Here is a 24,124-nt window from a genome sequence, read left to right on the forward strand (position 1 = left end):
CCCCTCAAACCCCGATGCAGATATTCTTAGCTCACTTGCGGATGATCAGCGAGTCCGGTCGCTTGCGCGGCTTCCACTCGCCGTGGCCGGGGAAGCGTTGTAGTACCTCGCCATCCCACAGCCGTACGATGCGCCGGGCAAAGCGCCATTGGCCATCCGCGCATTTGACCGCATGGTCATCATACCAGCCGCAGAAGCGCAGTTCATAAGGCGGTTCGCCGTGGCATTCGGTCACGAAGGCAAAGCTCTTCAGCTTCACGCTGCCATCGTCCTGCGGGAAATACTTCACCTGCGTGACGTGATGCTGGCGGCCGGGGAAACCAGGGGCATTGGCATAATGCTTCATCAGGCCGCGAATGCCGTCATGCCCTTCCCAGATATCGGGATCTTCGAACACTTCCTCGCTCATCAGGCAGTCAGGCGTGAAGCAGGCGACCAGCCCTTCGGTATCGCCTGTATCCAGCGCCCAGCTGTAGTCCGCGATCAGGTCCTGCAAAGCGAGGCGGTCCTCGACAGTCAATTTCGGCACGTAATCTCTCTCCCGATTGTTGCCACAACCGTAACACTCGTTATGATCGCTCCGCAAGAAGGAGAGGTAAATCGTGGGCAAGATCATCGTCACCGGCGCATCGGGACAATTTGGCAATGCGGCCGCAAAGCAGCTTCTGGAGATCGTTCCGGCGGAGGACCTGGTGTTCCTGTCGCGCACTCCGGAAAAACTGGCCGAGTTTGCCGAAACGGGCGCGCATATTCGTTGCGCCGATTTTGACGATCCCGCCAGCCTGCCCGCTGCGATGGAAGGTGGGGAGCGCATGCTGCTGATCTCCACCGCGCGTGTGGGCACGCGGGTGGGCCAGCATACCAATGCAGCGCGGGCAGCCGCCGCGGCAGGCGTCAGGCAGATCGCCTATACCAGCATCATCAATTGCGACCGGCCTGATAATCCCGCGATCGTCAAGAACGACCACCTCGCGACCGAGCAAGCCATCCGCGCGACGGGTGTCGAATACACATTCCTGCGCGACAACCAGTATTCGGAAGCCATCGCTCTCGCCATGGCGATCCCCGCGCTGCAGATGGGTGTGAAGCCCGACAATTGCGGGCAGGGCCGGGTGGGCTTTGTCAGCCGCGATGATTGCGTGAACGTGGCCGTTGGTGTGCTGACTCAGGAGGGGCACGGCAACCATGCCTATCCGGTGACAGGCCCTGAAGCGATCTCCATTCCCGAAGCGATGGCGATGGTTTCGCAAATGGCCGGCAAGCCGATCGAGGTTCAGCATGTCGATGATGAAGGGATGTTCGCATATTTCGATTCACTGGGCGTACCGCGCCACGCCAGCGACATCGTGCCTGATGGCCCGATTCCGTGGTCGAGCGATGACATGGTAACCTTCGGCACCGCCATCCGCGCCGGGTTCATGGATGAGGTGAGCGACTGCGTTGAACGCATCACCGGCAAGACCCCGCGCACGCTTCGCAGCGTGTTCGAACAGTATCAGGGAGCATGGCCGGTATGATCGGGGCTGGCATGATGCGGCGCGCACTTTTCATTGGCATGGCCGCACTGGCGCTGACCGCCTGCGGCGACGACGTGCCCGAGGTGGACACTTCCGTCTATGGCGCGGGTGAGAACTGGGACAATCCCGGCGGTGACTGGGCTGAAAGTCATTTTTCCCGGCTGGAAGGGCTGACGAAGGAGAATGTCTCCGGACTTGGTCTGGCGTGGGAATATGATCTGGGCACGGCGCGCGTGCAGGAAGCCACTCCGGTGGTGATTGACGGGGTGATGTACACCTCGGGCAATCTGGGCCGCGTCTATGCCATCAATGCCGTGACGGGGGAGGAATTGTGGACCTTCGTGCCCGAAATGGACATGCAGATCGTCCGCTCCGCCTGTTGTGACTGGGCCAATCGCGGCATCGCGGTTGCGCAGGGCAAGGTGATGGTCGCTGCGCTGGACGGCATGCTCTATGCGCTCGACATGACAGACGGGTCGGTTGCGTGGAGCGTCGATACGATTGCCGAACATGACCGCGGCTATACCTCCACCGGCGCGCCCGAAGTGGCGGGCAATCTGGTGGTTATCGGCAATGCCGGCGCGGAATATGACACGCGCGGCTATGTCACCGCCTATGATATCACCGATGGCAGCGAAGCCTGGCGCTTCTACACCATCCCGCATGATCCGGCCGATGGCCCGCAGGAGAGTGAGGAGCTGGAAGCCGCGCTTTCCACATGGTCCGAAGATACACGCTGGGACATTGGCGGCGGCGGCACCGCATGGGATGCGATCACCTACGATCCGCAATTTGACCAGATCATCGTCGGCACCGGCAATGGCGGGCCTTACCCGCAGGCAGTCCGCTCGCCCGGCGGAGGCGACAATCTCTACCTGAACTCGCTCGTCGCGCTTGATCGTGAAACGGGGCGGATGAAATGGCATTTCCAGGAAACGCCGCAGGACAACTGGGACCTCACCGCCACCCAGCCGATGATGCTGGCCGAAATGGAAGTGGCGGGCGAGCAGCGCCCGGTGATCCTGCACACGCCCAAGAACGGCTTTTTCTTTGTGGTGGACCGCGAAACGGGCCGTCCGCTGGCCGCCAACCCCATCGTCCGCACCAGCTGGGCAGACAGCTGGAACCTGGAAACCGGCCAACCCAACATGACGATGGAACTGGCCGATTATACCAATGGGCCAAAGGTCGTTTATCCCGGCTCACCGGGCGCGCGCAACTGGTATCCGGCGGCCTATGATCCGGGCCGCAACACCTATTTTGCCCATGTGCTCGATATGGGCAATCTGCTGTTCCTGACCGGCCCGACCGAGGGTGTGGAGCGGCAGAAGAGCTTCCTCAATGCCGGGGCCGCGATCATCTTCACGCCCGATCTGGAAGCCGCCGCGCCCAGCCTGCCGCCGTTCATTCGCGAGGCGATGATGGCCACGCCGCAATGGCAATGGGTGCTGGATGAACCTTTCCGCAGCGAACTTCGCGCGATGGACCCGCTGACTGGCAAAACCAAATGGGCGGTTGAATCGCTCGGCTGGCAGGACCGCAACGGCGTGCTGGCCACGCAGAGCGGGATCATCTTCCACGGCAATGTTGCTGGCCAGCTGTTCGCGCGCGACAGCGATACGGGCGAGGAATTGTGGCACATCGACACCGGCTCCAGCATCATGGCCGCGCCGATGACCTATTCGGTGGACGGGGTGCAATATGTCGCCGTGCAGACCGGCTGGGGCGGCGGTGGCTGGGGCTTCGTGCCCCCCTATGCCGCGGCCTATAGCAAGGGCAATCGCAACCGCCTGCTGGTGTTCAAGCTGGGTGGCGGCGCCGTGCCCGTTCCCGATGATCTGCCGGCGCTGGAACCCGCGCCCCAGCCGCCCGCGCAATTTGCCGATGCCACGCCGGACATGATCGCCATGGGCAGCGGCCTGTTCACCGAGAATTGCGGCATCTGCCATTCCAACCAGCCGCGCGCTCCTCTGCCCGATCTGCGGCGGATGAACAGCGGCGTGCACGGGGCCTTCAACCAGATCGTGCTGGAAGGGCTGCTGATGCCCAATGGCATGCCGCGCTGGGATGACCGGCTTTCACCCGATCAGGTGAAGGCGATCCACGCCTATCTGATCGATACGCAAGCCGCTTTGCGGACAAGAGAGCTGGAATTGCAGCGCCGCGGCCTGCCGCTGGACACGCAATCGCTGACGATCCTGTCCAATTATTGATATGATGGGCCGCACGTGGCCCGAATACGGAGAGATATGATGACCCCCGAAGGCGTGAACATCAAACACCCGGACAAGCTTTTCATCGGCGGCGAATGGGTGGCCCCGCACGGCCCCGGCCAGATCGAGATCGAGAACCCGGACCGCGAGGAAATCGTCGCCCGCGTGGCCGAGGCGGACGAGGTGGACATGGACCGCGCGGCTGCTGCGGCGCGCGAGGCGTTCGACAATGGCCCCTGGTCCACCACCCCTCCGCTGGAGCGCATGGCCAAGTTGATGGAGATGGTCGACTATCTGGAAACCCGCGTGCCCGAACTGGCGGCTGCATGGACCGCGCAGATCGGCGGCCTGTCCAGCGCGTCAGGCCCGATGCATGCAGGCGGGGTGGCCGGCCTGCGCGGCATCGCATCGCTGGGAGAGCGCTTCCAGTGGGAAGAACGCCGCCCCGGCATGGCGGTGGATACCGTCATCATCACGCGTGAACCGGTGGGCGTTGTGGCCGCCATCGCGCCGTGGAACGGACCGTTCGCGATCATGGCGAACAAGGTGTTCTATTCGCTGATCGCAGGCTGCACGGTGATCATGAAACCATCGCCCGAAACGCCGCTGGAAGCCTATATCATTGCCGAGGCGGCAGAGGCCGTGGGCATGCCCGCCGGAACGGTGAACCTTGTTCCCGCGCACCGCGAGGCGGCCGATCACCTGGTCCATTCCAGGCTGATCGACAAGGTGACCTTCACCGGTTCCTCGGCTGCGGGCATGCATATCGCCAGTGTCTGCGGATCGAACATGACCCGCTGCACGCTGGAACTGGGCGGCAAGTCCGCCGCCATCATCCGCGACGACTTCCCGATCGAGGCCGCAGCCGGTATTCTTGGCAACACCATCACCGTGATGAGCGGGCAGGTGTGCGCCATGCTCAGCCGCGCCATCGTTCCCCGCGCGCGGCATGACGAACTGGCACAAGCGATCGCCAAGGTCATGCAGGGCGTGAAGATCGGCCATCCCGAAGACGCTGACACGCAGCTTGGCCCGCTCGCCATGCGCCGCCAGCTGGAACGGGTGGAAATGTATATCGAGGAAGGCAAGAAGTCCGGCGCCGATCTGGTGACAGGCGGCAACCGCCCGGCGCATATGAACAAGGGCTATTACATGGAGCCCACATTGTTCGCCAACGTCGATAACTCCAGCCGCATCGCTCAGGAGGAGATCTTCGGACCGGTGCTGTGCCTGATCCCGGCAGAGGATGAGGAAGACGCCATTCGCATCGCCAATGACAGCAACTTCGGCCTCAACGGCAGCGTGCTGACCAATGATCCGCAAGCCGCCTATGACATTGCCCGGCGCATCCGCACCGGCGTGGTCGGCCAGAACGGAATGCGCATGGAATGGACCGCGCCGTTCGGCGGGTTCAAGCAGTCGGGCATCGGCCGCGAAGGCGGCGATGAAGGCATCTGGGCCTATACCGAAACCAAGACCATCTTGCTGGACGGCGCTCCGGCCTGATTTCCGGCTACCGGGAAGTGAAGGGGGGCGACCGAAAGGCCGCCCCCTTTTGTCATTCTGCCGCCGCGTCTTCTTCCTGAACGGGCGTGACATAGGCGATCTGGCCATCTGGCATGGTCAGGGCGCGTGTGCCGTTCTCGTCCGCTGCGCCAATCGTGTAGCAGCGTGGCTCATCCTCGCCCGTTGGCATCCAGCACGAAGACCCGTCATCCTGCATCGACCACGTGCCTTCCGATACGGTGCCATCGGCCATCTGCGTGGTGAAGGTGCCGTCAGGCCGGTTGGTGGTGACGGCGGTTGTCTCGTCGGGATAGACGACATCCCAGGCCCCCAGGTGTTCCTCGAAGGTAAAGTCGCTCACCGGTTGCACTGTTTCTGCGCTTTCTTGTGCAGCGTCGTCCGACGTTTCGGAGCAGGCCGATAGAATGGCCAGGCATGCGGCGCAGGCGATCAATTTCTTCATGGTACTATCCCCTCAGCTGTCTTTGAGGAGGGCATTCTAAACAGACTTGGCCGGTTTGCGGGACATTTCTGGCCTGTTTGCAGCGATGGCGCAGCATCAGGCTGTTTTCGCGATACAAATTGAACGAATCTTTGCCGTGTTTGCGCTGTTCGCTTTGTTGCATTGTAATTAAACGCAAGTGAGCCTATATAGCTCTTGCCTGACGTCGCTTGCGACGGAATTTGCCAGCCGGTCGAACCGGCTTTCACCTTTCCTTATCACGCTACCTGGCTGCGCAACGCGGAATGATTCGCGAAGCGACAACTCACATGCCTGAAGGATTAGAAATTTGGCGAAGGAAGAGCTGCTTACACTGGAAGGCCATATCGACGAGGTTCTGCCCGACGGTCGCTTTCGCGTAAAGCTCGACAATGATCATGAGATCATCGCCTATACCGCTGGCAAGATGCGCCGCTTCCGGATTCGTTCGGTGGCTGGTGACAGGGTTCATGTTGAAATGACGCCCTATGATCTTTCCAAGGGCCGCATAATCTTCCGCGAACGCACTCCGGGCTCCGGCCCAACGGGTGGTGCTGGCGGCGGCAAGCGCGGCAAATTCAGGCGCTAGACTACAATTTACGAAGGGCAAGGCGCATCAGACGCCGCCCTCCAGAGGAATATTATGACAATCCAGACCAGCGTGCGCACTCCGCGCACCACACTTTCGCTGCCTTTTGGCGGTCGGAAGCCCGTTTCGCATACCGCGCCGCAGCATTGCTCGAGCGCGCTGAGCGAACGGGAACTGCGGCGCCTCGTCGCCGCCATGATCGACTGACAATCATCACCACGGGGTGGTGGGCGAAATCCTGCCACCCCGCTGGGTAAGCCGCCTTTGCGGCACCAGACCTAATTTACCGGACTGATTGTAACGACCGAGCCGTCTTCCATGATGGCAGTGCGTGAGCCGTATTCATTGGCTTCGCCAATCACATAGCACCACGGCCGGTCTTCCGCCTTCAGCGACAGCAGGCAGGTCCGTTCTTCGGCAAAGATCCACAATCCGCGATCCGCGCTATCTACTCCCGCAATGCGTTCATAACTGCCATCGGCGCGAAGGATAATCGTGCTCTGCGTGCCATCGGGATAGGTGAATTCCCATCTCCCGGCATGCTGTTCCAGCGTGATTCCGGCTTTTGCCGTCTCACCCTGTATGGACCCGGGCGTTGCCGCTTCGGCTGCATTGGTGGCCGCGTTCTGTTCGGGCGCCTGCCTGCCACAGGAAGACAGGGCCAAGAGCAAGATGGCGCAGGCGATCGGTGTCCTCATCCAGTTATGCGTCCCTTGCTTTCTTGCTGTTGGGCGGATGCTAGCCGCCAATGGTTAGCAATTCCTGTTATTCTCCTATGCCAATGGCGGCCAGCATGGCCTGATCGGGGTCCAGCGCCGCGCCGGCAGGAAAATCGTTGGCTTCCAGAAGATAGGCAATCACGGCCAGATACTGGCTGTCGGGCAGCGATCCGCCTGCGGCCACCGGCATGTTGCCGCGCGTATAGGCGAACAGGTCGCCCACGGACTTGCCGCGCCAGTTGGCCATGAATGCGCCACCTTTCAGCGTGGGTGAACCTGGCGCGGGCTGGAAATCCACCCCGTGGCAGGCCGCGCAGGCGCGTTCATACACCGCCTGTCCCGCGCGTGCCTGGGCAGCCGAATACACGCCATCCGCCGTATGCCGGGCAAAGCCGCCACCCGGATTGTTCAGCGCCGGATTGTTCAGGGCCGGATCGACGGAGGACAGGCGGCCTGCCGGATTGATCGGCGCGCGATAGGGACCGGCATGACCGATACCCGCCTGCGGCAGGGCGAACACATACAGCGTGTTCTGCGTGCCATGCGTCAGTTCGGGGGTGAAGCTGTCATTCAGCCAGCGCCCGGTTGAAACCGCCACATATTGCTGGCCATCGACTTCGAACGTTGCCGGATAGCCGGTGACGCTGGAGCCAAGGTTCATCTCCCACAGCACTGCGCCATCGTGTTGGTCCATCGCGCGGAAGCGCCCGTCGGCATCGCCTGCAAACAGCAACCCACCGCCGGTCGTCATCAGCGACTGCATTCCTGTGCGGGTGGAAAATTCCCACAATGTGCGGCCGGTCACGGCATTGACCGCGTGGATCACGCCCACATTATTGTTGGCGCCCGGCGCGATATACTGGCGCGAAGACATGCCATAGACGCCCGGATTATCCGCCGGGTCGAGCGCGGCCATCTCCGCACAGCTGTTGTTGGAGGTGAGATACATGGTGCTGGTGAGCGGGCTGTAGGCCCCCGCCGGATAATTGGTGCCGCCCGATGGGGCCGGGCACACGGTCAGCTTTGCGCCAAAGGCAGTGAAGATCGTCTCCGGGTTCACGGTCACGCGGCCCGTTGCCCCGTCAATATCGCCGACAACGTTCTGGTGAATGGTCGGGCGCGCCCACAGGAACTGCCCGGTTTCGCGGTCGAGCGTGTAGATCACCCCGGTCTTGCCGGGTACGCCGGTCAGCACCTTGTAGGTGCGGCCCGCCTCGATGGCGGGATTGATCCAGGTGACTTCGGAAGGATCGGGTGCCACCGCCTCATCCACCAGCATGCGCGGGAAGGGATGATCCAGGTCCCAGTGATCCACCAGATGCTGGTAATGCCACACGATCCGCCCCGTCTCCACATCCAGCGCGAGGGTGGAATTGTGGTAGAGGTAATCGTAATCCGGCCCCGCCAGCGATATCTTGGGCGCAGGTGCGGAAACTGACGTGCCCATATAGATCAGCCGCAGTTCGGGATCATAGCTGGCCACCATCCATGCACCCACCTGCTGGCGGTCTTCCAGCGGCACGCCGCCCCATGTGGCATCGTTGGGATCATCGCCGCGGGCGATGGTGCTGGTGCGCCAGACTTCCTCGCCCGTCAGCGCATTATGCGCGGTGATGACGCAGGCATCGGGCCCGCCCTCAGGCTCGCAACTGCGCCCGGTGATGGCGAGGCCTTCGGCAATGATCGGGCCGGAGCTTTGCTTGGCACCGTTGCGGTAATCCATGATCCTGGTTTCCCACACCATTTCCCCGGTGCGGGCGTCGAGCGCATAGATATAGTCATCCGCGCCATTGGCGATGATCAGATTGCCATAGATCGCCAGATTGCGGTTGGTATCCCAGACAGGCAGGTAATTGCCGATGTCCTCGGGAATGTCGCGGCGGTACTGCCAGATCAGCTGGCCAGAGCGGGCATCGATCGCTTCGATCACATCGCCCGGCGCGGGGAAATACATCACCCCGTCATGCACCAGCGGCGTGCCTTCCTGCGATCCTGTATTGAGCGGCCGCGCCCACACCATGCGCAGGCTGGCCACATTGTCGCGGGTGATCTGCGCCAGCGGGGAATAGCCCCAGCTATCCAGCGTGCGCCGCCAGCTGAGCCAGTCAGCCGGATCGGGGTTCTGGATGTCCGCATCGGTCACGGGGGTGAAATCGCTCAATGTCTGGCCACCGGCCTGCGCTATGGCCAGCACCCCGATTGCAACTCCCAGACTGGCCTTTGCGGCCCAGTTCGTCACGGCCATGCCGCTCTCCCCATGATTATAGTGCTATTCTTCCAGACGCTGTGAATTGGGATCGATCGGCGTATCGCTCTTCAGCATCGGGTCCCAATGTTCGGCGATCTTGCCGTCCTCGATCCGGTAGAGATCGAACCAGGTCGAATAATAGGTCGCGCCGTTCGCATCGGCTTCCGTGCGCACGAAGGCGGTGGTGACAAAATCGCCCTCTGCTAGCAGGTTGATCAGCGGCAGTTCCAGCTTGTCCTCAAGCGCGCGTTCGGGCCGCGTGTTGCGGATGTATTCCTGAACACCCGCCAGACCCTGTCCGGCGTTGGGATTGTGCTGGATGTAATCGTCGGCGATGAACTCTCCCGCGCGGTCGGCATAGCCGCCCTGCAACACGATGCGGTACATGTCATAGACCAGCCGCTTGTTCGCCGCGAGCTGCGGATCGTCGCTGGCAAGAAGCGCTGTGTGATCCTGTGGCACAGCGGGCGGCGTGGCGGTCATGTCGGTCTCTCCCTCGCTCGCAGGCGCGGGCGCTGCGGCGGTTTCTTCAGTGTCTGTCAGCTTGTTGTCAGAGCAGCCAGCCAGCAAGGCGGCGGCGATGCAAAGCGTCAAAATGCGCATCCAATTCCCCTCTCCGATTGCCTTCCTGCCATTGCCGGGGTGACGCGGCAAGCATGAGACGCTAAAGCGCGCCGGACAAAATCAATTTGGGATGATTTCCACCATGAAAACCCTGCTCCTTGCCAGCACTGCAACCATGCTGATCGCCGCTCCCGCTTTCGCACAGGAGGAGCCCGCGGATCCGGCAGAAGAGACAGTCATCGTCGTGCTGGGCGATGGCCTGGCAGAAACGCCCGCCACGCCCGCCTATTCGCATGTCGAGATTGAGCGTGAGCAGATCGTCAGCTCTGGTTCGGGCCGTCTGGAAGACGTGCTGAGCAATGTCGCCGGCTTCCAGCAATTCCGCCGTTCGGACAGCCGTTCGGCCAATCCCACGGCGCAGGGCGCCACGCTGCGCGCGCTTGGCGGCAATGCCACCAGCCGCGCGCTGGTGTTGCTGGACGGCGTGCCGATGACCGATCCGTTCTTCGGCCATATCCCGTTCAGCGCCATTGCGCCTGAGCGGCTCGGCCTCATCCACGTCACGCGTGGCGGCGGTTCCGGCCCGTTCGGCTCGGGCGCTCTAGCTGGCACGATAGAGCTCAACAGCGCCGATGCTTCCGCGCTTGGCCTGTTCACCGGACAGGTGCTGGCCAACCAGCGTGAAGACACCGAAATGTCCGCCAGCATCGCGCCGGAATTTGGCAATGGTTATGCCGTGTTCAGCGGTCGGTGGGATCGCGGCGATGGCTTCTTCACCACGCCTCTGGCGGACCGTGTGCCCGCCACCAGCCGCGCCAATTTTGATGACTGGTCCGCCAGCGGACGCCTTGTGCAGAGCCTTGGCCCGGTAGAATTGCAGCTGCGCGGTTCGGCTTTCGAGACCAGCCGCACGCTGCGTTTCGAAGGCGCGGACAGCACCACATCAGGTGAAGATGTCAGCCTGCGACTGGTCAGCCGCGGATCATGGCAGGTGGACGCGCTGGCCTATGCCCAGTGGCGCAATTTCAGCAATATCATCGTGTCCTCCACCCGCTATGTGCCCGTTCTCGACCAGAAGAACACGCCTGCGGAAGGGCAGGGCGGCAAGATCGAGGTGCGCCCGCCCGTGGGTGATGACATGACGCTGCGCCTTGGTGCCGATTTCCGCCGCAGCGCGGGCGACCTGTTCGAAGATGCCTACAGCGCCTTCTCCGGCAACTTGACCGAGGAACGCTTTGCCGGCGGTGTGAACACCAACTTCGGCCTGTTTGCAGAGAACGATATCGAGCTTGGCCCGGTCACGCTGACCGGCGGCCTGCGCGCAGACCGCTATGCGATCAAGGATGGCTATTACCGCAGCTTCACCGGTGCGGGCGCGCCGGTGCGCAATGACAGCTATGCCAATCGCTCCGACTGGGAAGTGACTTGGCGCGCGGGCGCCCTGGTTCAGGCCAATGATGTGATCACCTTCCGCGCGGCGGCCTATACCGGCCTGCGCCTGCCCACCCTGAATGAGCTGTACCGCCCGTTCGTGGTCTTCCCGGTGACGACCAATGCCAATGAGAACCTCGTTCCCGAAAAGCTGGAAGGCTATGAAGTCGGGGCCGATTTCGCGGTCGATCCCGGCACGCGCTTTTCCGTCACCGTGTTCGACAACAAGGTGAAGAACGCCATCGCCAATGTCACCATCGCCACCAACCTGCGTGAACGGCAGAATCTGGATGCGATCGATGCCTTCGGGGTGGAATTTGCCACATCCGTGCAGCGCGGACCGTGGGGATTTGATGCCAGCATGGCGCTTACCAATTCCGAAGTGCGCGGCACCGGCTTTGCCGCCGGTCTGGATGGCCTCACGCCGTCGCAGACGCCCAAGTTCTCCGCCAGTGCCACGGCCAGCTATCGCGCCGACAACGGGATGAACTTTGCCGCCACGCTGCGCCATGTCTCCAGCCAGTTCGAGGACGATCAGGAAACCGACGTTCTGCCTGCCGCCACCACGGTGGATCTGTTTGCGCAAATGCCGGTCGCGGGCCGCCTTTCGGCTGTCGCCCGGGTGGAGAACCTGTTCGATGAGACGATCGTCACGCGCAACCAGGGCGGATCGATGGATATCGGCGTGCCGCAGACCGTCTGGCTGGGCCTGCGCTACGGCTTCTGATCCTGTTGCATAGGGAAATTTCCCTATTCTCGGCTGGCCTGAGAGATTAGGTTCACTGGCAAACAGGGAGGATCAAATGGCATCACGGCCTGCCGTGCTGAATGTGCGCAATCCACGCAGTGGCGAAGTCGATTTCCAGCTGCAGGTTTCATCGCGGGAGGAGGTAGCAGCCAAGGCTGCACGCCTGCGTGAAAACCAGATCGCATGGGAGGCGATGGGCGTGGATGCGCGCTGCGGCGTCATGGCGCGCTGGCTGGAGGTGGTGAAAACCCGCGCTGGCGACATTGGCGAGGCCGATGCGCACGATACCGGCGGCTGCCACACGTCATACGTCCAGGGCTTCATCACCATGGCCAATGTGGGCGGCTGGCTGCAGGATGCGCCAAAGGCTTTCGCCGACCTGAAATGGGAAGGCAAAAGCTTCACCATGCCCAGCGTGGAGCTGGAATCGCAGGTTGTCGCCATGCCGCTGACCGGGGTGATCAGCCCGTGGAACGCCCCGCTGATGCTGGCGTTGCTGGATGCGGTGCCGGCACTGTTTGCCGGCTCCGCCGTGTTGCTGAAGCCCAGCGAAGTGACCCCGCGCGTGATCGAGACATTGTTTGAAACCGTGCGCGAAGTGCCCGAACTGGCAGCGGTGTTCGATTACGTCTCCGGCGCGGCCGACGTTGGCCAGGCGCTGATTGCCGAGGTCGATACGATCTGCTTCACCGGCTCCGTCCCCACGGGCCGCAAGGTGGCGATTGCCTGCGCCGAACGGCTGATCCCGTGCAATCTGGAACTGGGCGGCAAGGACCCGTGCATCGTCACCGAAAATGCCGATCTGGACCGCGCGGTAACCTCGGTGCTGCGCGGCGCGGTCTATGCCACGGGGCAGGTCTGCTATTCGATTGAGCGGGTCTATGTGCACGAGAGCGTGCACGATGCATTCGTGGCGAAGCTGGTGGAGCAGGCGCAGGCCGTGCGCCTCAATTCCGATAATCCGCGTGCCGGCCATATCGGTCCCTTCACCTTCGCCCCGCAGGCAGAGATCGTCACCCGCCACATCGCCGATGCCGTGGCCAAGGGCGCCATGGTGCTGACCGGCGGCGCGGTGGAGAATATTGGCGGCGGGCTGTACCTGCGCCCCACGGTGCTGACCGGCGTGACGCATGACATGGAGATCATGCGCGATGAGACTTTCGGGCCGTGTATCCCGGTGATGGCCTATTCCGACACCGAGGAGGCGATCCGGCTGGCCAATGATACGCAGTTCGGCCTTACCGCCAGCGTGATCGCGGGCGATGCGGAGGAGGCCAAGGCCATCGGCAGGCGCATCAATGCGGGCGGAATCTTCCTGCAGGACACGTTCCTGACGTTCGCCAAATTGCGCACTTTCGGGTCTGACAGCTTCGGCTGGTCGGGCCACGGCGCCCCGCGCATCGGACCGGAATCGCTGCGCCGCTTCCTGCGCCGCAAGAGCCTGATGGTGCAGCATGGCGATGTTGCCAATATCCAGAACGATCATCATCTGGGACCGCCCCCGGGGAGGCCGGAAGCATGAAAATCACCGCCGCACTCAGCGGACGAGGCGGCGATGCGCCGCAATTGACCGAGCTTGAGCAGGAGGAACCGCGCGCTGGCGAGATGCGCATCCGCCTGGTCGCCACCGGTATCTGCCACACCGATCTGCATGAACATCCCGGACGCCATTCGCCGCAACCCATTGTGCTGGGCCATGAAGGCGCAGGCGTGGTGGAGAAACTGGGTGAGGGGGTGACCGGTTTCGCACTGGGCGATCACGTGATCCTGAGCGGTAACAGCTGCGGTAAATGCCCGTCATGCCTCGATAATCGTCCCACCTATTGCGATCTGGCCATGCCGCTGTGCTTTGGCGGAAAGCGCCTCGATGGCTCCACTGCGCTGTGCAGCGACGGGGCTGCAATCCACTCGCATTTCTTCGGCCAGTCGAGCTTTGCCACCCACTCCATCGTGCCCCAGCGCACGGCGGTGAAGATGGACAAGGATCTGCCGCTGGAGAAGCTGGGACCGCTTGGCTGCGGGATCATAACCGGGGCTGGCGGGGTCATAGAGGCGTTGAAAGTCGGCTATGGCGACACAATCGCCATCTTCGGGACCGGAGGCGTGGGCCTTTCGGCAGTGATGGCGGCCAGGCTGGTGGGCGCCAGGCGCATCGTTGCGGTGGACCTTGACCCCGTCCGGCTGGAACTGGCGCGTGAATTTGGCGCGACCGATTGCCTGCCCGGCGATGAAGATGATCTTGCCGCCAAGATCCGCGGCATCACCGGGCGCGGTGTGGATTTCACCTTCAACACCACCAATGTGCCGAGCGTTCACACTCTGGCGCTGGACGTGCTGGCGATGAACGGCACCGCCGGCTTCGTGGCCGCGCCGCGCGGCGAATGGGCGCCGCAGATGTTCGGCATGCTGGCGGGCGGCAAGCAGTTGCGCGGCATATTGGGCGGCGATGCCCATCCCGGCATTTTCCTGCCCAAGCTGGCCGATTACTGGCGGCAGGGGCGCTTCCCGTTTGACCGCATGATCAGCTTCTACCCCTTTGCCGATATTTCCCGTGCCTTTGCCGATGCGCACAGCGGCAAGGCAATCAAGCCCGTGCTGTTGATGGAGACACCTGAATGACGCCAGATATGCGCGCAAGACTGCAAGCATTTGGTCCCGATCTCTCGCCAGAAATGCTCGGCGGGACACAAGCCATGATGGCGGCCATCAACAAGGGCCTGCACCCAGAGACCAAGGTCGTGCGCGATCTGTCCTATGGCCCGGATGAGCGGCACAAGCTTGATATCTTCTCCATGCTGTCCCCCAGGGATGCACCGGTTCTGGTGTTTGTCCACGGTGGCGGTTTCGTGATGGGGGACAAGCATACCGAAGGCTCCCCCTTCTATTCCAACATGGGCGATTTTGCTGCCCGGCACGGCATGGTGGGGGTGACGATCACCTATCGGCTTGCCCCGGCGCACAAATACCCCGCCGGACCTGAAGACCTCAAGCTGGTGGTCGAATGGCTGCGTGAGAATATCGCCAGCCACGGCGGCAATCCGGACAAGATCGTGCTGGCCGGACAGTCCGCCGGGGCAACGCATGTGGCAGGCTATGTCGCGCACCGTCAGCATCATGCGGTGGAGGGCGGCGGCATTGCCGGTGCCGTTCTGATGAGCGGGATCTACGACACCATGACTGCCGAGCCCAACAGCTTTGCAGAGGCCTATTACGGCGAAGATCGCAAGGGCTGGGGGCCTGCTTCGTGCATGGCGGGCATGCTCAATTCATCGATCCCGTTGCAGTTTTCAGTCGCCGAATTCGACCCGGACGATTTTCACCGCCAGGCAGCGCAAGTGGTGACCCAGTTCACGCAGGCGCAGGGCCGCTACCCGGAAATGCATTTCCTCTCCGGCCACAACCACCTCTCGCCCGCGCTTTCCATCGGCAGCGACCAGCTGGAGACAGAGACCATGGTGGCAGACTTCGTGCGGCGCGTTACCCGGTGACGCGCGAGCGGGCGGACTATCAGGGCAGCTGCCATTGCGGGGCGGTGAAATTCGCCATCACCAGCGATTTCCCTGAGCTGACCACCTGCGACTGTTCGATCTGCCGCAAGAAGAATGCGCTGATGGTGCGCGTGCATGAGGATGATTTCCGCCTGCTTTCGGGTGAGGAAAGCCTGCGCGAATATCGCTTTCACACCGGCACGGCGCGGCATTTCTTCTGCGGGACCTGCGGCATCTACACCTTCCACCGCAAGCGCATGATGCCAGACAGCTATGGCGTGAATGTCTTCTGCCTGGATGATTTCGATCCCGCCGGAATCCCGCTGCGCGAAACGCACGGGACGCAGCTGCCCTGATCTCAGCGCAGCTGGTCGCGGAACAGATCGCGCATGGTCTGGCGCATGATCTGGTTGCTGATCGATGCGCGCTTGTCGAAAGCGTGTTCGGCCAGCGGCAGGGTGATCAGCCGCGCGGGCGCGCCAACCCTGCGGGCATTTTCAAACCAGTAATTGGCGGCATCGATCTGCACCGTTGAATCGTTGGTACCGTGCAGCACCAATGCCGGCGGCGCTTCCGGCGTCAGATATTGCACCGGGTCCAGGCTGGCATAGCGCTCAGGATATTCGCGCGGTGTGCCGCCGGTATAGAAGGATGCCATGCGCCGGGATGCGGGTGCATATTCGAAATGCGGATTGTCGTGGAAATCGGCCACGCTGATCACCGGATAGATGGCGCCGATTGCAGCCACTTGCGCCGCTTCGCCATCGCACGACACGGGCAATGTGCCATCCGCACGGCGATAACCTGCGTTGAGGGCGAGATTGCCGCCCGCCGATTCTCCCAGGACCGCGATCCGCTTGCCATCGCCGCCCCAGCGCTGCGCATTGGAGCGGATCCATGCGAGGGCGCAGCCGATTTCGCCCAAAGTGCGATCCCAGCGATGATCGTCCTGCGTGGACAGGCCATATTCGAGCGAGATGACCAGAAAGCCCTGATCGGCGAACCAGCCCAGATCGTCTCCGCGCGTCAGATAACTCCCGCCGGTAAAGCCGCCGCCGTGGATATAGGCGAGGACTGGTGCATCGCCGGCACCACCGGCAGGCGGGTAAATGGCGAAGTCCAGCTGCTTGCCGTTGTTGTCGGTGACCGAATCCCGGATCGTCGAAACCGGCGTTCGCACAATGGCGACAGGGTCCAGCAGCGGCAGGAGAGACACGGTAACATCGTTCTGCCAGGCGACCGCCACCATCCGTGCCGCGCCTGCCAGCGACAGCACGGTGCTGACCGCGCCCGCCGTTATCAGCACTTTCCCGGCGCCGCGACGCCAGCCGCCGAACGATGCCAGCACGATGCTGGCCAGCAGCGGAACTGCGACCATATAGACCGTATAATGGGTGATGGCAGACGACCCGCGCGATCCCAGATAGGGGATGGACGGGAACCAGGCCCCGGCCGCGTTCAGTGCGGAGGCGATGATTGCCACCACCGAGATTACGATCAGCACGGTGCGCACCACGAACATGGGGCGCACGCTTGCGGGCGCGGCGGCGGGGGCCTGCGTGTCCTGCGTCCCCTGCTGCGGCGCGGCCGGAAGTGTGTTCTCAATTGCCATGGTCGATCTGCTTACCGGGCCGAGCATTAGCGCACTCCCGTCAGCATTTGGTTAAACCGGCCCGGCGGGCGCATTTTGCCCGCAGCATTTCATGGACAGCGGCGGCGGATGGCGTAATCTGGTGCAATCAAGGCCGGCACATTCCGACCGGCCACAAGGCAGGAGAATGCATGTGTTCGTAAAATTCGTAAGCGTCGACAGGGTCCCGGTCGTCGTCAACGCGTCGCAGGTCTCCTTCATCTCCTCGGTCGAGGACGGAACGCGCATCCGCTTTGGCGAAGGGCGCAGCGTCACGGTGACCGAGCCGATGGATGAAGTGCTCCACCGGCTCGACCAGACGCATCAATTGCCCAAGATTTAGGCCGAAACCCGCTAACGATCAGACCTTGCGCGCGCAGTCTATGCACAAGGCGGCTTCGGGCCGCGCGGCAAGGCGATTGGCGGAGATATCATCGCCGCACTGCATGCAGGTGCCATAGCTGCCGTCTTCCACCCGCAGCAGGGCGCGCCGGGTCGAGGCGACATCGCGTGAGACGATGGCCGCCTGGCCTTCCAGCGATTCGTCATCTTCCATCTGCACCGCGCGTTCGGATGAATCGGGATCGAGCGGTTCGGCCAGATCGCGCTCAATATGGCTCAGGCGCGTTTCGAGTTCGGCCAGCTGCGCTTCCAGCACGGCCTTGGCCTTGGTCAGATCAGTCATTCCCATATTCTCCTATGCGGGCATCCAGCAGCCGTGAAACGCCATCGGCTGGGCAAAAGGCAGTTTGATTGTGGCGAGTGGCGGACGGCTGACATCATTGCCATCCAGAATCAGCAGATCCATGCGCTTTTCCGCCATGCGGTCAACCGCGACAAGCACGAAACCATCGCCTTCGGCGCTATAGGCAGAGCGCGGCACGAACAGCGGTTCCTGCGATGCGGCGCCTTCCAGCTCATGCACTTTGACCTCGCCTGTCTCCCAGTCGATCTGGCCGATGCCCATCTGCGGGAAATCGCGCAGGGCAAAATAGCCGGTGCGATATTTCTCCATCGCGAAGCGGTCATCGATGCGGGGCATGTCGCCCAGCGCGCCATTGACCGGGTGCAGTGAAACCGCCTCACTATCGGGCTTGGAAAGATCGAACACGATGCGGGTGATCTGGGTGATGGTTTCCGCCGGGGCAGGCTGGTTGCCGTGCTTGTCCTTGAAGAAGCTGAAGCAGTTTCCGGGCGAACACGGCGTATCGATGATGACTTTGGTGCCCTCGCTATAGGCGTTCATCACATGGCCCATCACGATGCCGGGAATATCGAACCAGCGCATCTGATCGGGCGTGCCACCGCGCGGCATGATCCCCCATTTGCTCGGCAGGTCAGGATCGTACTGGTAATAATCGCCGCCCGCCCGCAGCCGCGCATCGCTGGCGGTCAGCGGCATGATCGGGAAGATCAGGTGCTCGCGCGTCACGCCCCAGTCATGGCTCAGGCCGGGATAGGGGGTGTGGAACCAGTTCTCGCGGATCAGCCTGCCCGACTTGTCGAACACGTGCAGGCTGGCATCGGTGGTCGGCTCTCCGCCGGCAAAAACCCCGTAGCTCCACCATTCGCCGGTCTTGGGATCGATCTTGGGATGGGCGGTCAATGCGGTCGACTTCAGCGTGCCGAACTCGCCGATCTCCAGCGTGTCGAGCGTTTGCGGATCGAGCCTGTAGGGCCGCGAATCCTCGCGCAGGGCGTACAGCTCGCCGTGGTGAGCAAAGGCATAGGTGTTGCCGGTGTTGTCACGGTTGGGGAGGTTGGAGACGCTTTCATCGTCGGAATACTTGTTGCGATAGGCACCGTACAGCCGCCGCCGCGCCTCCCGCTCCGCCTTCAGGCGCTGGGTCTGCACGTAGCGGCTGCGATAGCTGACATGGCCATTGTCGAAGCGGAACATGGAGAACATGCCATCGCCGTTGAGGATGATGTCATCCTCCAGCGTGGGGAACTGGCGATCACCGCCGGTGCGATAATAGGCACCCTGCAACTCGGCCGGAATTTCGCCTTCCACTTCGCATTCAAAGACATCGGCTTCAAAACGCATCGGCATGCGCTTTTGCAGGCCGAAACTGTGAAAGGCCTGAAATACTTCCGGCATCGCTCTCTCCCTTGTGATAGCCCGTGATTCAAATAGCATTAGGCGCGCAAATCAAGCGCGCATTTGACGGGAGGCAAATTGATGAACCAGCCGTGCTGGCCAGATGGGGTGCCGCAGATCATGCCGGCGGACGACCGCGGGGAGATAGAGGAGCTTTATGCCCGCTATGCCTGGGGCATCGATCTGGCGGATGAGGAACAGGCGATCGGCACTTTCGCCCGCGATGCCGAATTCGATCACCTGTGGCAGGGCAAGGTGAAGGGCCATGATGCCATTCGCGAGAATCTGCGCAGCCTTTGGTACGATCGCCAGCACTGGTGGTATGGCCGCCAGCACCTGATGAGCCAGTTCATCATGGACCCGCATGAAGAAGGCGCGCGGGTGCGGTGCTTTTTCCAGATCATCCAGTGGAACGCCGATTACCGCACCAATTTCGTGTTCGGCATCGGCACGCGCGACGATCGGCTGATCCGCGAAGACGGGCGCTGGAAGTTCTGGCGCCTGACGGTCAATGCATGGACCGATGTGGACCAGATCCCGTGGAAGGGGGAGCGCACCTTGCCCCAGCGCCCGCCCTACCGCAGCGAACCTGCCGACACGCGGCCTTTTCACGAACAGTCACAGGACAAGTTCGCCTGAAGGTTAGGGGTGCAGGGTAAGGAGCGCGGACGGCCCGGCTATATGGCTGTTCGCGCCTTACTTCTTGTCCTTCTGACCCGGAATTCTGGCCAGCTTGCGCTTCTTGCCGCCTGATTTCCCGGAGGCGGACGCCTTCTTCTTCTTCTTTTTCTTCCCGGTTTCAGCAGACTTTGCCAGCACCGCCTCTGCCAGACGGCGCACCGTGGAAACCTTGGGGCGAAAATCGCGCGCCAGCACGCCCTTGGCCAGTGCTTTCACATCCAGCGAATCCTGATCCACGGCGGTAGCGGCTGCGGCTGCGGGGGCGGCTTCAGGGGCGGCTTCAGGGGCGGGGGGCAGCGTATCATTCGCTGCATGTGGAGCCTGGGTCGATGCCTTTGAAACCATGTCTGTCCTCGATGAATAGGTGGTCGCACAGCAGACCTGTTTTGCGCAGGCCCTGCAACAATTGCGTAACATGGTCACAAAAATGTCAAGGAGTCCTCACCCGCAACTCCGGCGGGGAGCGGTCAGGCCTGGCCGATGCGCAGTTCAGGTTCGCAATTGAGCCACAGCGCCAGCGTCTTGAGATCGGATTGCACGCTGTCCGATGCCAGCTGTTCGCGGCTTTCGTCCAGCCACAGCACCAACCTGCCATCGTCGCGGGTGAGGCGGCTGGTGAGCATGGAGGCACGCGATCCCGCGCCGATCCGGCGGCACAGGCGGAACGCCAGCCCCCATCCCGCCGCCTCGCGCAGTTCCTCCTCCTCCGCCAGTTGCAGCAGTTCCAGCGTGGGTTCGGGCTTGCCGCAAGCCCCGCGCAGGGCAGCGCCGATGATCGCGCGGCCCTTGTGATCAAGGCCCAGCCAGCGCTTGTCCATCGCCCAGTCGAACGAATGCCGCAGCCGCATGTTCGGCTCCAGCCGCGCCTGCGCCATCGCCAGCATGATCGATGCCATGCGCAGCCGCTCCAGCGCCTTGTCATTGCCCGCCACCACGCCCGAAGTCCAACCCGCGATCATCGCCGCAGCGCTGAGCGAGGCGCCGCGCGGAGCCACGAAATGGGCGATAGCGGCCAGCAGCGGATCCTGCTCGCGCGCGGCGGGTTCCAGCTGTTGGAACAGCAGGCCTTCGCGCAGGCCCCATGATGAAATCACGATGCCATCGGGCTTGAGCGTGGAGAGGATCACCCGCAGCATGGCCGCGGCATCGGGCAGGCCCGCAGCGCGTGAAGAGGATATTCCGCTGATCGAACTGAGCTGCGCGGGCTGCATCTGCATCAGCTTGCGGGCGACCTTCTCCGCCTCCTCGTTGGAAAGGCAATAGGCTTGCGGATCGGAAAGCGGATATTTGCTGCGGTACATGGAAAAGGCGGCAAAGGCGCGCCACGTCCCGCCCACCAGATACAGCGGGCCATCCAGATGCCGGGCCCAGTCCGCGCCGACCAGCTCCTTGTTCACCGCCTTGCGGAACGCTGCCTCACCCTTTTCGCGCAGGGCAGGCAGGCGCAATGTGCCCAGCGGCAGGGATACGCCATCATGGCTGGTGCCATCGCCGATGGCCACCAGTTCCAGGCTGCCACCGCCAAGATCGGCCACCACGCCCTGTGCGCCGGGAAAGGCACCGATCACGCCATAGGCTGAAATAGTGGCCTCTTCCTCACCCGTCAGCAGGCGCGGTTGCAGGCCAAGCGCGCGCACCCGTTCGAGAAACTCGAGGCCGTTGCGGGCATCGCGCACCGCTGCGGTTGCCACCACCTGCACATCGCGCACATCAATATCGGAAAGGATCGCGGCAAAGCGGGCCAGCCCCGAGAGCGCCAGATCCATCGCCTTGTCCGGCATGGAGCCGGTGGATGCCAGGTCGCGGCCCAGCTTGGCGGTGACTTTTTCGTTCAGCCAGACGTTGGGTGCGCGGCGCGATCCGGAATAGATCACCAGACGCACCGTGTTGGAACCGATATCGATGACTGCACGATCGGGCCGGTCACCTACCCCGCCATTCAGCGTGCCCCTGCGGATAGCTGTCACATGCCGCCCTTGCGCAGCGTCAGTTTGGGAATGCGGCTGTCCTTGAGAGCGCCGCCGCGACCGGAGAGGGATGGATTGACCATGAAATATTCGTGGCAGTTGAACGGCTCGCCGTCATCCTCCACGCGTTCATATTCCCCGGTTTCCCCATCCAGCAGCCAGCTTTGCTCGGTATCCAGCAAATTGGCCAGCAGCACCTGTTCCAGCACCTGATCGTGCACGGTGGGATTGGTGATCGGCACCAGCGTTTCCACCCGGCGGTTGAGGTTGCGGCTCATCGCGTCGGCGCTGGAGATATAGATCTTCGCCTGATCGCTGGGCAGCGGCTCGCCGCCCGCAAAGGCCCAGATACGGCTGTGTTCCAGAAAGCGCCCGATGATCGATTTCACGCTGATATTGTCAGACAGGCCGGGTACACCGGGACGCAGGCAACAGATGCCGCGCACCACCAGCACAATCCGCACCCCCGCCTGACTGGCCTCGTAAAACCGGTCTATGATGCCTTTTTCAGTCAGCGAATTGAGCTTTACCCAGATCGCGGCGGGCCGTCCGGCCTGTGCATTGGCGATCTCATTATCGATATTCTCATAAAGCTTCTCGCGCAGGTTCAGCGGCGAGATGGCAATGCGTTCAAGGTCCGGAGGCTCGACATAGCCGGTGATGAAATTGAACAGGCGCGAGGCATCGCGGCCGAATGCCGGATCGGCGGTGAAATACGACAGGTCGGTGTAAATCTTGGTGGTCACCGGGTGGTAATTGCCGGTGCCGAAATGGCAGTATGTGCGGTATCCGCCGTCTTCCGCGCGCACGACCATGGAAATCTTGGCGTGGGTTTTCCAGTCCACGAAGCCATAGATCACCTGCACGCCCGATCGTTCCAGCTCGCCCGCCCATTTGAGGTTCTGTTCTTCGTCAAAACGGGCCTTCAGTTCGACCACGGCAGTGACCGATTTGCCCGCCTCGGCAGCGGCGCACAGCGCATTGATGACGGGCGATTGCTGACCGGCGCGATAAAGCGCCTGCTTGATCGAAACCACCGCCGGATCGGCGGCCGCCTGGCGCAGGAAATCGACCACCACTTCGAAGCTTTCATAGGGGTGGTGGACCACGATGTCCTTTTCGCGAATGGCGGCGAAGCAATCGCCGTCATGTTCCATCACGCGTTCGGGATAGCGGGGTGTGTAGGGGGTGAATTTCAGGTCCGGGCGGTCTTCGTCGACCACGCTGGCAAGGCCGGCAATGCCCAGCATGCCTTCGGTATTGGTGACCAGCGCCTGTTCCAGCCCCAGCCTGTCACGCAGCAATTCCTCCGCGGCGGCATCGAAGCTTTCGTCGATCTCCAGCATGATCACCTGTCCGCGGCGGCGGCGCTGGATGGCGCTGCGGAAATAGCGGACCAGGTCTTCTGCCTCTTCCTCCACTTCGATATCGCTGTCGCGCAGCAGGCGGAAAACGCCGTCTCCCTCTATCCGGAAGCCGGGGAACAGCAGTGTGGCGAAACGGCAGATCAGGCGTTCTATGGCGACATAGATCGCTTCCTCGCCCGGCACGCGGATGAAACGCGGCAGGGCAGAGGGGATCAGCACCATTTCCACCAACTGGCTGCCATCTTCCTCACGCACAAGGTTGAACAGCGCGCCAATGCCGAGGTTGGAAACGAACGGGAAGGGATGCGCCGGGTCGATCGCCTGCGGCGTGATCACCGGCATGATGTGATCGAGGAAATAGCGCCGCAGCCAGTTCTCCGCCTCGGTATCGATACGGTCTTCGCCCTTGATGTGGATGCCGTTGGCTTCCAGCAGCGGGCGCAATTCCGAAAGCGTGCGCTGCTGCATCGTTTCCAGTTCGCGCACCTTGGCGTTGATCGCCGCCAGTTGCTGGCTGGGGGTCTTGCCGTCGATCGAAACCTGGCCCACGCCGGATCGCACCTGTCCGGCCAGTCCGGCCACGCGGATCATCATGAATTCATCGAGATTGCTGCCCGAAATGGACAGGAAGCGCAGCCGCTCCAGCAGCGGATAGGCGGGATTGCATGCCTCTGCCAGCACGCGCTCATTGAACGAAAGCCAGCTCAGCTCGCGGTTGAAATAGCGGTCTTCCGGGCTCAGCCGGTCCGCTGCCGTGGTGTGGGGGGCGGTGCTCATCGCCTCATTTTCAAATATTGCCCGATGTTCAATTCATGCCTGCCTGTTGTCATCAGGATGTGGCCTTTTTGCCTGCCGCGCGCAAGACACTGGCCGC

The 24,124-nt window shown here is 62.5% G+C and carries 23 protein-coding genes; 12 read left to right on the forward strand and 11 right to left on the reverse strand.

The features are described from left to right. Nucleotides 1-31: 31 nt before the first annotated feature. A complete protein-coding gene (locus GRI32_RS01355; RefSeq protein ID WP_337190123.1) occupies nucleotides 32-529 on the reverse strand; it encodes a nuclear transport factor 2 family protein in 498 nt (165 codons plus the stop codon). A gap of 73 nt (nucleotides 530-602) precedes the next feature. Here GRI32_RS01355 and GRI32_RS01360 point away from each other — a divergent pair, with 73 nt between their 5' ends. From GRI32_RS01360 to GRI32_RS01370, 3 genes are read left to right on the forward strand one after another with little or no spacing between them, the layout of a single operon-like run. Next, entirely contained in the window at nucleotides 603-1,517 is a 915-nt protein-coding gene (locus GRI32_RS01360; RefSeq protein ID WP_160589332.1) for an NAD(P)H-binding protein, read from the forward strand. Then, nucleotides 1,505-3,730, forward strand: coding sequence for a PQQ-dependent dehydrogenase, methanol/ethanol family (locus tag GRI32_RS01365; RefSeq protein WP_237437305.1), 2,226 nt, complete (start codon nucleotides 1,505-1,507; stop codon nucleotides 3,728-3,730). Before GRI32_RS01360 ends, GRI32_RS01365 begins: the two co-directional genes overlap by 13 nt. 39 nt (nucleotides 3,731-3,769) lie before the next feature. Beyond that, nucleotides 3,770-5,236 carry an aldehyde dehydrogenase gene (locus tag GRI32_RS01370; protein WP_160589562.1) on the forward strand — a complete coding sequence of 489 codons (1,467 nt, stop codon included), beginning with the start codon at nucleotides 3,770-3,772 and terminating at the stop codon, nucleotides 5,234-5,236. A gap of 52 nt (nucleotides 5,237-5,288) precedes the next feature. Here the strand turns inward: GRI32_RS01370 and GRI32_RS01375 are convergent, their stop codons facing one another. Further along, entirely contained in the window at nucleotides 5,289-5,699 is a 411-nt protein-coding gene (locus GRI32_RS01375) for a hypothetical protein (protein WP_160589333.1), read from the reverse strand. Nucleotides 5,700-6,027: 328 nt separating this feature from the next. Between GRI32_RS01375 and infA the strand changes: the two genes are divergently transcribed. Next, nucleotides 6,028-6,306 carry a translation initiation factor IF-1 gene (infA, locus tag GRI32_RS01380; RefSeq protein WP_160589334.1) on the forward strand — a complete coding sequence of 93 codons (279 nt, stop codon included), beginning with the start codon at nucleotides 6,028-6,030 and terminating at the stop codon, nucleotides 6,304-6,306. 54 nt (nucleotides 6,307-6,360) lie between these two features. After that, a complete protein-coding gene (locus tag GRI32_RS01385; RefSeq protein ID WP_160589335.1) occupies nucleotides 6,361-6,513 on the forward strand; it encodes a hypothetical protein in 153 nt (50 codons plus the stop codon). Nucleotides 6,514-6,584: 71 nt separating this feature from the next. Here GRI32_RS01385 and GRI32_RS01390 read toward each other — a convergent pair whose 3' ends face one another. The 3 genes from GRI32_RS01390 to GRI32_RS01400 all read right to left on the reverse strand — a co-directional run bounded on the left by GRI32_RS01390 (nucleotide 6,585) and on the right by GRI32_RS01400 (nucleotide 9,876). Then, nucleotides 6,585-7,004 (reverse strand): hypothetical protein, encoded by a 420-nt coding sequence (locus tag GRI32_RS01390; RefSeq protein ID WP_160589336.1) that lies wholly within the window; start codon nucleotides 7,002-7,004, stop codon nucleotides 6,585-6,587. Nucleotides 7,005-7,071: 67 nt separating this feature from the next. After that, on the reverse strand, nucleotides 7,072-9,270 hold the full coding sequence (locus GRI32_RS01395; RefSeq protein ID WP_160589337.1) for an outer membrane protein assembly factor BamB family protein: 2,199 nt from the start codon (nucleotides 9,268-9,270) through the stop codon (nucleotides 7,072-7,074). Between the two features lie 24 nt (nucleotides 9,271-9,294). Continuing rightward, complete coding sequence (locus GRI32_RS01400; RefSeq protein WP_237437306.1) at nucleotides 9,295-9,876, reverse strand: nuclear transport factor 2 family protein; 582 nt, start codon at nucleotides 9,874-9,876, stop codon at nucleotides 9,295-9,297. Between the two features lie 103 nt (nucleotides 9,877-9,979). Here GRI32_RS01400 and GRI32_RS01405 point away from each other — a divergent pair, with 103 nt between their 5' ends. From GRI32_RS01405 to GRI32_RS01425, 5 genes are all read left to right on the forward strand, one after another. Then, nucleotides 9,980-11,995: a TonB-dependent receptor domain-containing protein gene (locus GRI32_RS01405; RefSeq protein WP_160589338.1), complete on the forward strand. Its 2,016-nt coding sequence runs from the start codon at nucleotides 9,980-9,982 to the stop codon at nucleotides 11,993-11,995. A gap of 76 nt (nucleotides 11,996-12,071) precedes the next feature. Continuing rightward, entirely contained in the window at nucleotides 12,072-13,538 is a 1,467-nt protein-coding gene (locus GRI32_RS01410) for an aldehyde dehydrogenase family protein (RefSeq protein WP_160589339.1), read from the forward strand. Then, a complete protein-coding gene (locus GRI32_RS01415; protein ID WP_160589340.1) occupies nucleotides 13,535-14,635 on the forward strand; it encodes an NAD(P)-dependent alcohol dehydrogenase in 1,101 nt (366 codons plus the stop codon). Before GRI32_RS01410 ends, GRI32_RS01415 begins: the two co-directional genes overlap by 4 nt. Next, on the forward strand, nucleotides 14,632-15,504 hold the full coding sequence (locus GRI32_RS01420) for an alpha/beta hydrolase (RefSeq protein ID WP_160589341.1): 873 nt from the start codon (nucleotides 14,632-14,634) through the stop codon (nucleotides 15,502-15,504). The genes GRI32_RS01415 and GRI32_RS01420 overlap by 4 nt, the downstream gene beginning before the upstream one ends. Beyond that, nucleotides 15,501-15,860 carry a GFA family protein gene (locus tag GRI32_RS01425; protein WP_160589342.1) on the forward strand — a complete coding sequence of 120 codons (360 nt, stop codon included), beginning with the start codon at nucleotides 15,501-15,503 and terminating at the stop codon, nucleotides 15,858-15,860. The genes GRI32_RS01420 and GRI32_RS01425 overlap by 4 nt, the downstream gene beginning before the upstream one ends. 2 nt (nucleotides 15,861-15,862) lie before the next feature. Here GRI32_RS01425 and GRI32_RS01430 read toward each other — a convergent pair whose 3' ends face one another. Continuing rightward, nucleotides 15,863-17,116 (reverse strand): alpha/beta hydrolase, encoded by a 1,254-nt coding sequence (locus GRI32_RS01430; protein ID WP_160589343.1) that lies wholly within the window; start codon nucleotides 17,114-17,116, stop codon nucleotides 15,863-15,865. A gap of 172 nt (nucleotides 17,117-17,288) precedes the next feature. Here GRI32_RS01430 and GRI32_RS01435 point away from each other — a divergent pair, with 172 nt between their 5' ends. After that, nucleotides 17,289-17,477, forward strand: a complete 189-nt coding sequence (locus GRI32_RS01435; protein WP_237437351.1) for a hypothetical protein — start codon at nucleotides 17,289-17,291, stop codon at nucleotides 17,475-17,477. Between the two features lie 18 nt (nucleotides 17,478-17,495). Here GRI32_RS01435 and GRI32_RS01440 read toward each other — a convergent pair whose 3' ends face one another. Further along, a complete protein-coding gene (locus GRI32_RS01440) occupies nucleotides 17,496-17,819 on the reverse strand; it encodes a TraR/DksA family transcriptional regulator (protein ID WP_160589345.1) in 324 nt (107 codons plus the stop codon). 12 nt (nucleotides 17,820-17,831) lie between these two features. Further along, the gene (locus GRI32_RS01445; RefSeq protein WP_160589346.1) at nucleotides 17,832-19,235 is read right to left on the reverse strand and encodes a carotenoid oxygenase family protein; all 1,404 of its coding nucleotides are present in this window, start codon (nucleotides 19,233-19,235) and stop codon (nucleotides 17,832-17,834) included. Between the two features lie 81 nt (nucleotides 19,236-19,316). Between GRI32_RS01445 and GRI32_RS01450 the strand changes: the two genes are divergently transcribed. After that, the gene (locus GRI32_RS01450) at nucleotides 19,317-19,874 is read left to right on the forward strand and encodes a nuclear transport factor 2 family protein (RefSeq protein WP_160589347.1); all 558 of its coding nucleotides are present in this window, start codon (nucleotides 19,317-19,319) and stop codon (nucleotides 19,872-19,874) included. A gap of 57 nt (nucleotides 19,875-19,931) precedes the next feature. Here GRI32_RS01450 and GRI32_RS01455 read toward each other — a convergent pair whose 3' ends face one another. The 3 genes from GRI32_RS01455 to GRI32_RS01465 form a co-directional block, all read right to left on the reverse strand. Further along, on the reverse strand, nucleotides 19,932-20,261 hold the full coding sequence (locus GRI32_RS01455; RefSeq protein ID WP_160589348.1) for a hypothetical protein: 330 nt from the start codon (nucleotides 20,259-20,261) through the stop codon (nucleotides 19,932-19,934). 122 nt (nucleotides 20,262-20,383) lie between these two features. After that, nucleotides 20,384-21,883: a Ppx/GppA phosphatase family protein gene (locus GRI32_RS01460; RefSeq protein WP_160589349.1), complete on the reverse strand. Its 1,500-nt coding sequence runs from the start codon at nucleotides 21,881-21,883 to the stop codon at nucleotides 20,384-20,386. Next, entirely contained in the window at nucleotides 21,880-24,027 is a 2,148-nt protein-coding gene (locus GRI32_RS01465; RefSeq protein ID WP_160589350.1) for an RNA degradosome polyphosphate kinase, read from the reverse strand. Before GRI32_RS01465 ends, GRI32_RS01460 begins: the two co-directional genes overlap by 4 nt. Nucleotides 24,028-24,124 lie beyond the last annotated feature (97 nt).

The sequence above is a fragment of the Alteraurantiacibacter aestuarii genome, assembly GCF_009827405.1.
GTDB lineage: Bacteria > Pseudomonadota > Alphaproteobacteria > Sphingomonadales > Sphingomonadaceae > Alteraurantiacibacter > Alteraurantiacibacter aestuarii.

What these genes read in the sequence shown, in the direction of transcription:
- GRI32_RS01415 (WP_160589340.1), top strand. Translation starts at nt 13,535, where the DNA reads ATGAAAATCACCGCCGCACTCAGCGGACGAGGCGGCGATGCGCCGCAA.
- GRI32_RS01410 (WP_160589339.1), top strand. Translation starts at nt 12,072, where the DNA reads ATGGCATCACGGCCTGCCGTGCTGAATGTGCGCAATCCACGCAGTGGC.
- GRI32_RS01455 (WP_160589348.1), bottom strand. Translation starts at nt 20,261, where the DNA reads ATGGTTTCAAAGGCATCGACCCAGGCTCCACATGCAGCGAATGATACG.
- GRI32_RS01365 (WP_237437305.1), top strand. Translation starts at nt 1,505, where the DNA reads ATGGCCGGTATGATCGGGGCTGGCATGATGCGGCGCGCACTTTTCATT.
- GRI32_RS01445 (WP_160589346.1), bottom strand. Translation starts at nt 19,235, where the DNA reads ATGCCGGAAGTATTTCAGGCCTTTCACAGTTTCGGCCTGCAAAAGCGC.
- GRI32_RS01465 (WP_160589350.1), bottom strand. Translation starts at nt 24,027, where the DNA reads ATGAGCACCGCCCCCCACACCACGGCAGCGGACCGGCTGAGCCCGGAA.
- GRI32_RS01375 (WP_160589333.1), bottom strand. Translation starts at nt 5,699, where the DNA reads ATGAAGAAATTGATCGCCTGCGCCGCATGCCTGGCCATTCTATCGGCC.
- GRI32_RS01385 (WP_160589335.1), top strand. Translation starts at nt 6,361, where the DNA reads ATGACAATCCAGACCAGCGTGCGCACTCCGCGCACCACACTTTCGCTG.
- GRI32_RS01390 (WP_160589336.1), bottom strand. Translation starts at nt 7,004, where the DNA reads ATGAGGACACCGATCGCCTGCGCCATCTTGCTCTTGGCCCTGTCTTCC.
- GRI32_RS01400 (WP_237437306.1), bottom strand. Translation starts at nt 9,876, where the DNA reads ATGCGCATTTTGACGCTTTGCATCGCCGCCGCCTTGCTGGCTGGCTGC.
- GRI32_RS01395 (WP_160589337.1), bottom strand. Translation starts at nt 9,270, where the DNA reads ATGGCCGTGACGAACTGGGCCGCAAAGGCCAGTCTGGGAGTTGCAATC.
- GRI32_RS01405 (WP_160589338.1), top strand. Translation starts at nt 9,980, where the DNA reads ATGAAAACCCTGCTCCTTGCCAGCACTGCAACCATGCTGATCGCCGCT.
- GRI32_RS01430 (WP_160589343.1), bottom strand. Translation starts at nt 17,116, where the DNA reads ATGGCAATTGAGAACACACTTCCGGCCGCGCCGCAGCAGGGGACGCAG.
- GRI32_RS01440 (WP_160589345.1), bottom strand. Translation starts at nt 17,819, where the DNA reads ATGACTGATCTGACCAAGGCCAAGGCCGTGCTGGAAGCGCAGCTGGCC.
- GRI32_RS01420 (WP_160589341.1), top strand. Translation starts at nt 14,632, where the DNA reads ATGACGCCAGATATGCGCGCAAGACTGCAAGCATTTGGTCCCGATCTC.
- GRI32_RS01370 (WP_160589562.1), top strand. Translation starts at nt 3,770, where the DNA reads ATGACCCCCGAAGGCGTGAACATCAAACACCCGGACAAGCTTTTCATC.
- GRI32_RS01450 (WP_160589347.1), top strand. Translation starts at nt 19,317, where the DNA reads ATGAACCAGCCGTGCTGGCCAGATGGGGTGCCGCAGATCATGCCGGCG.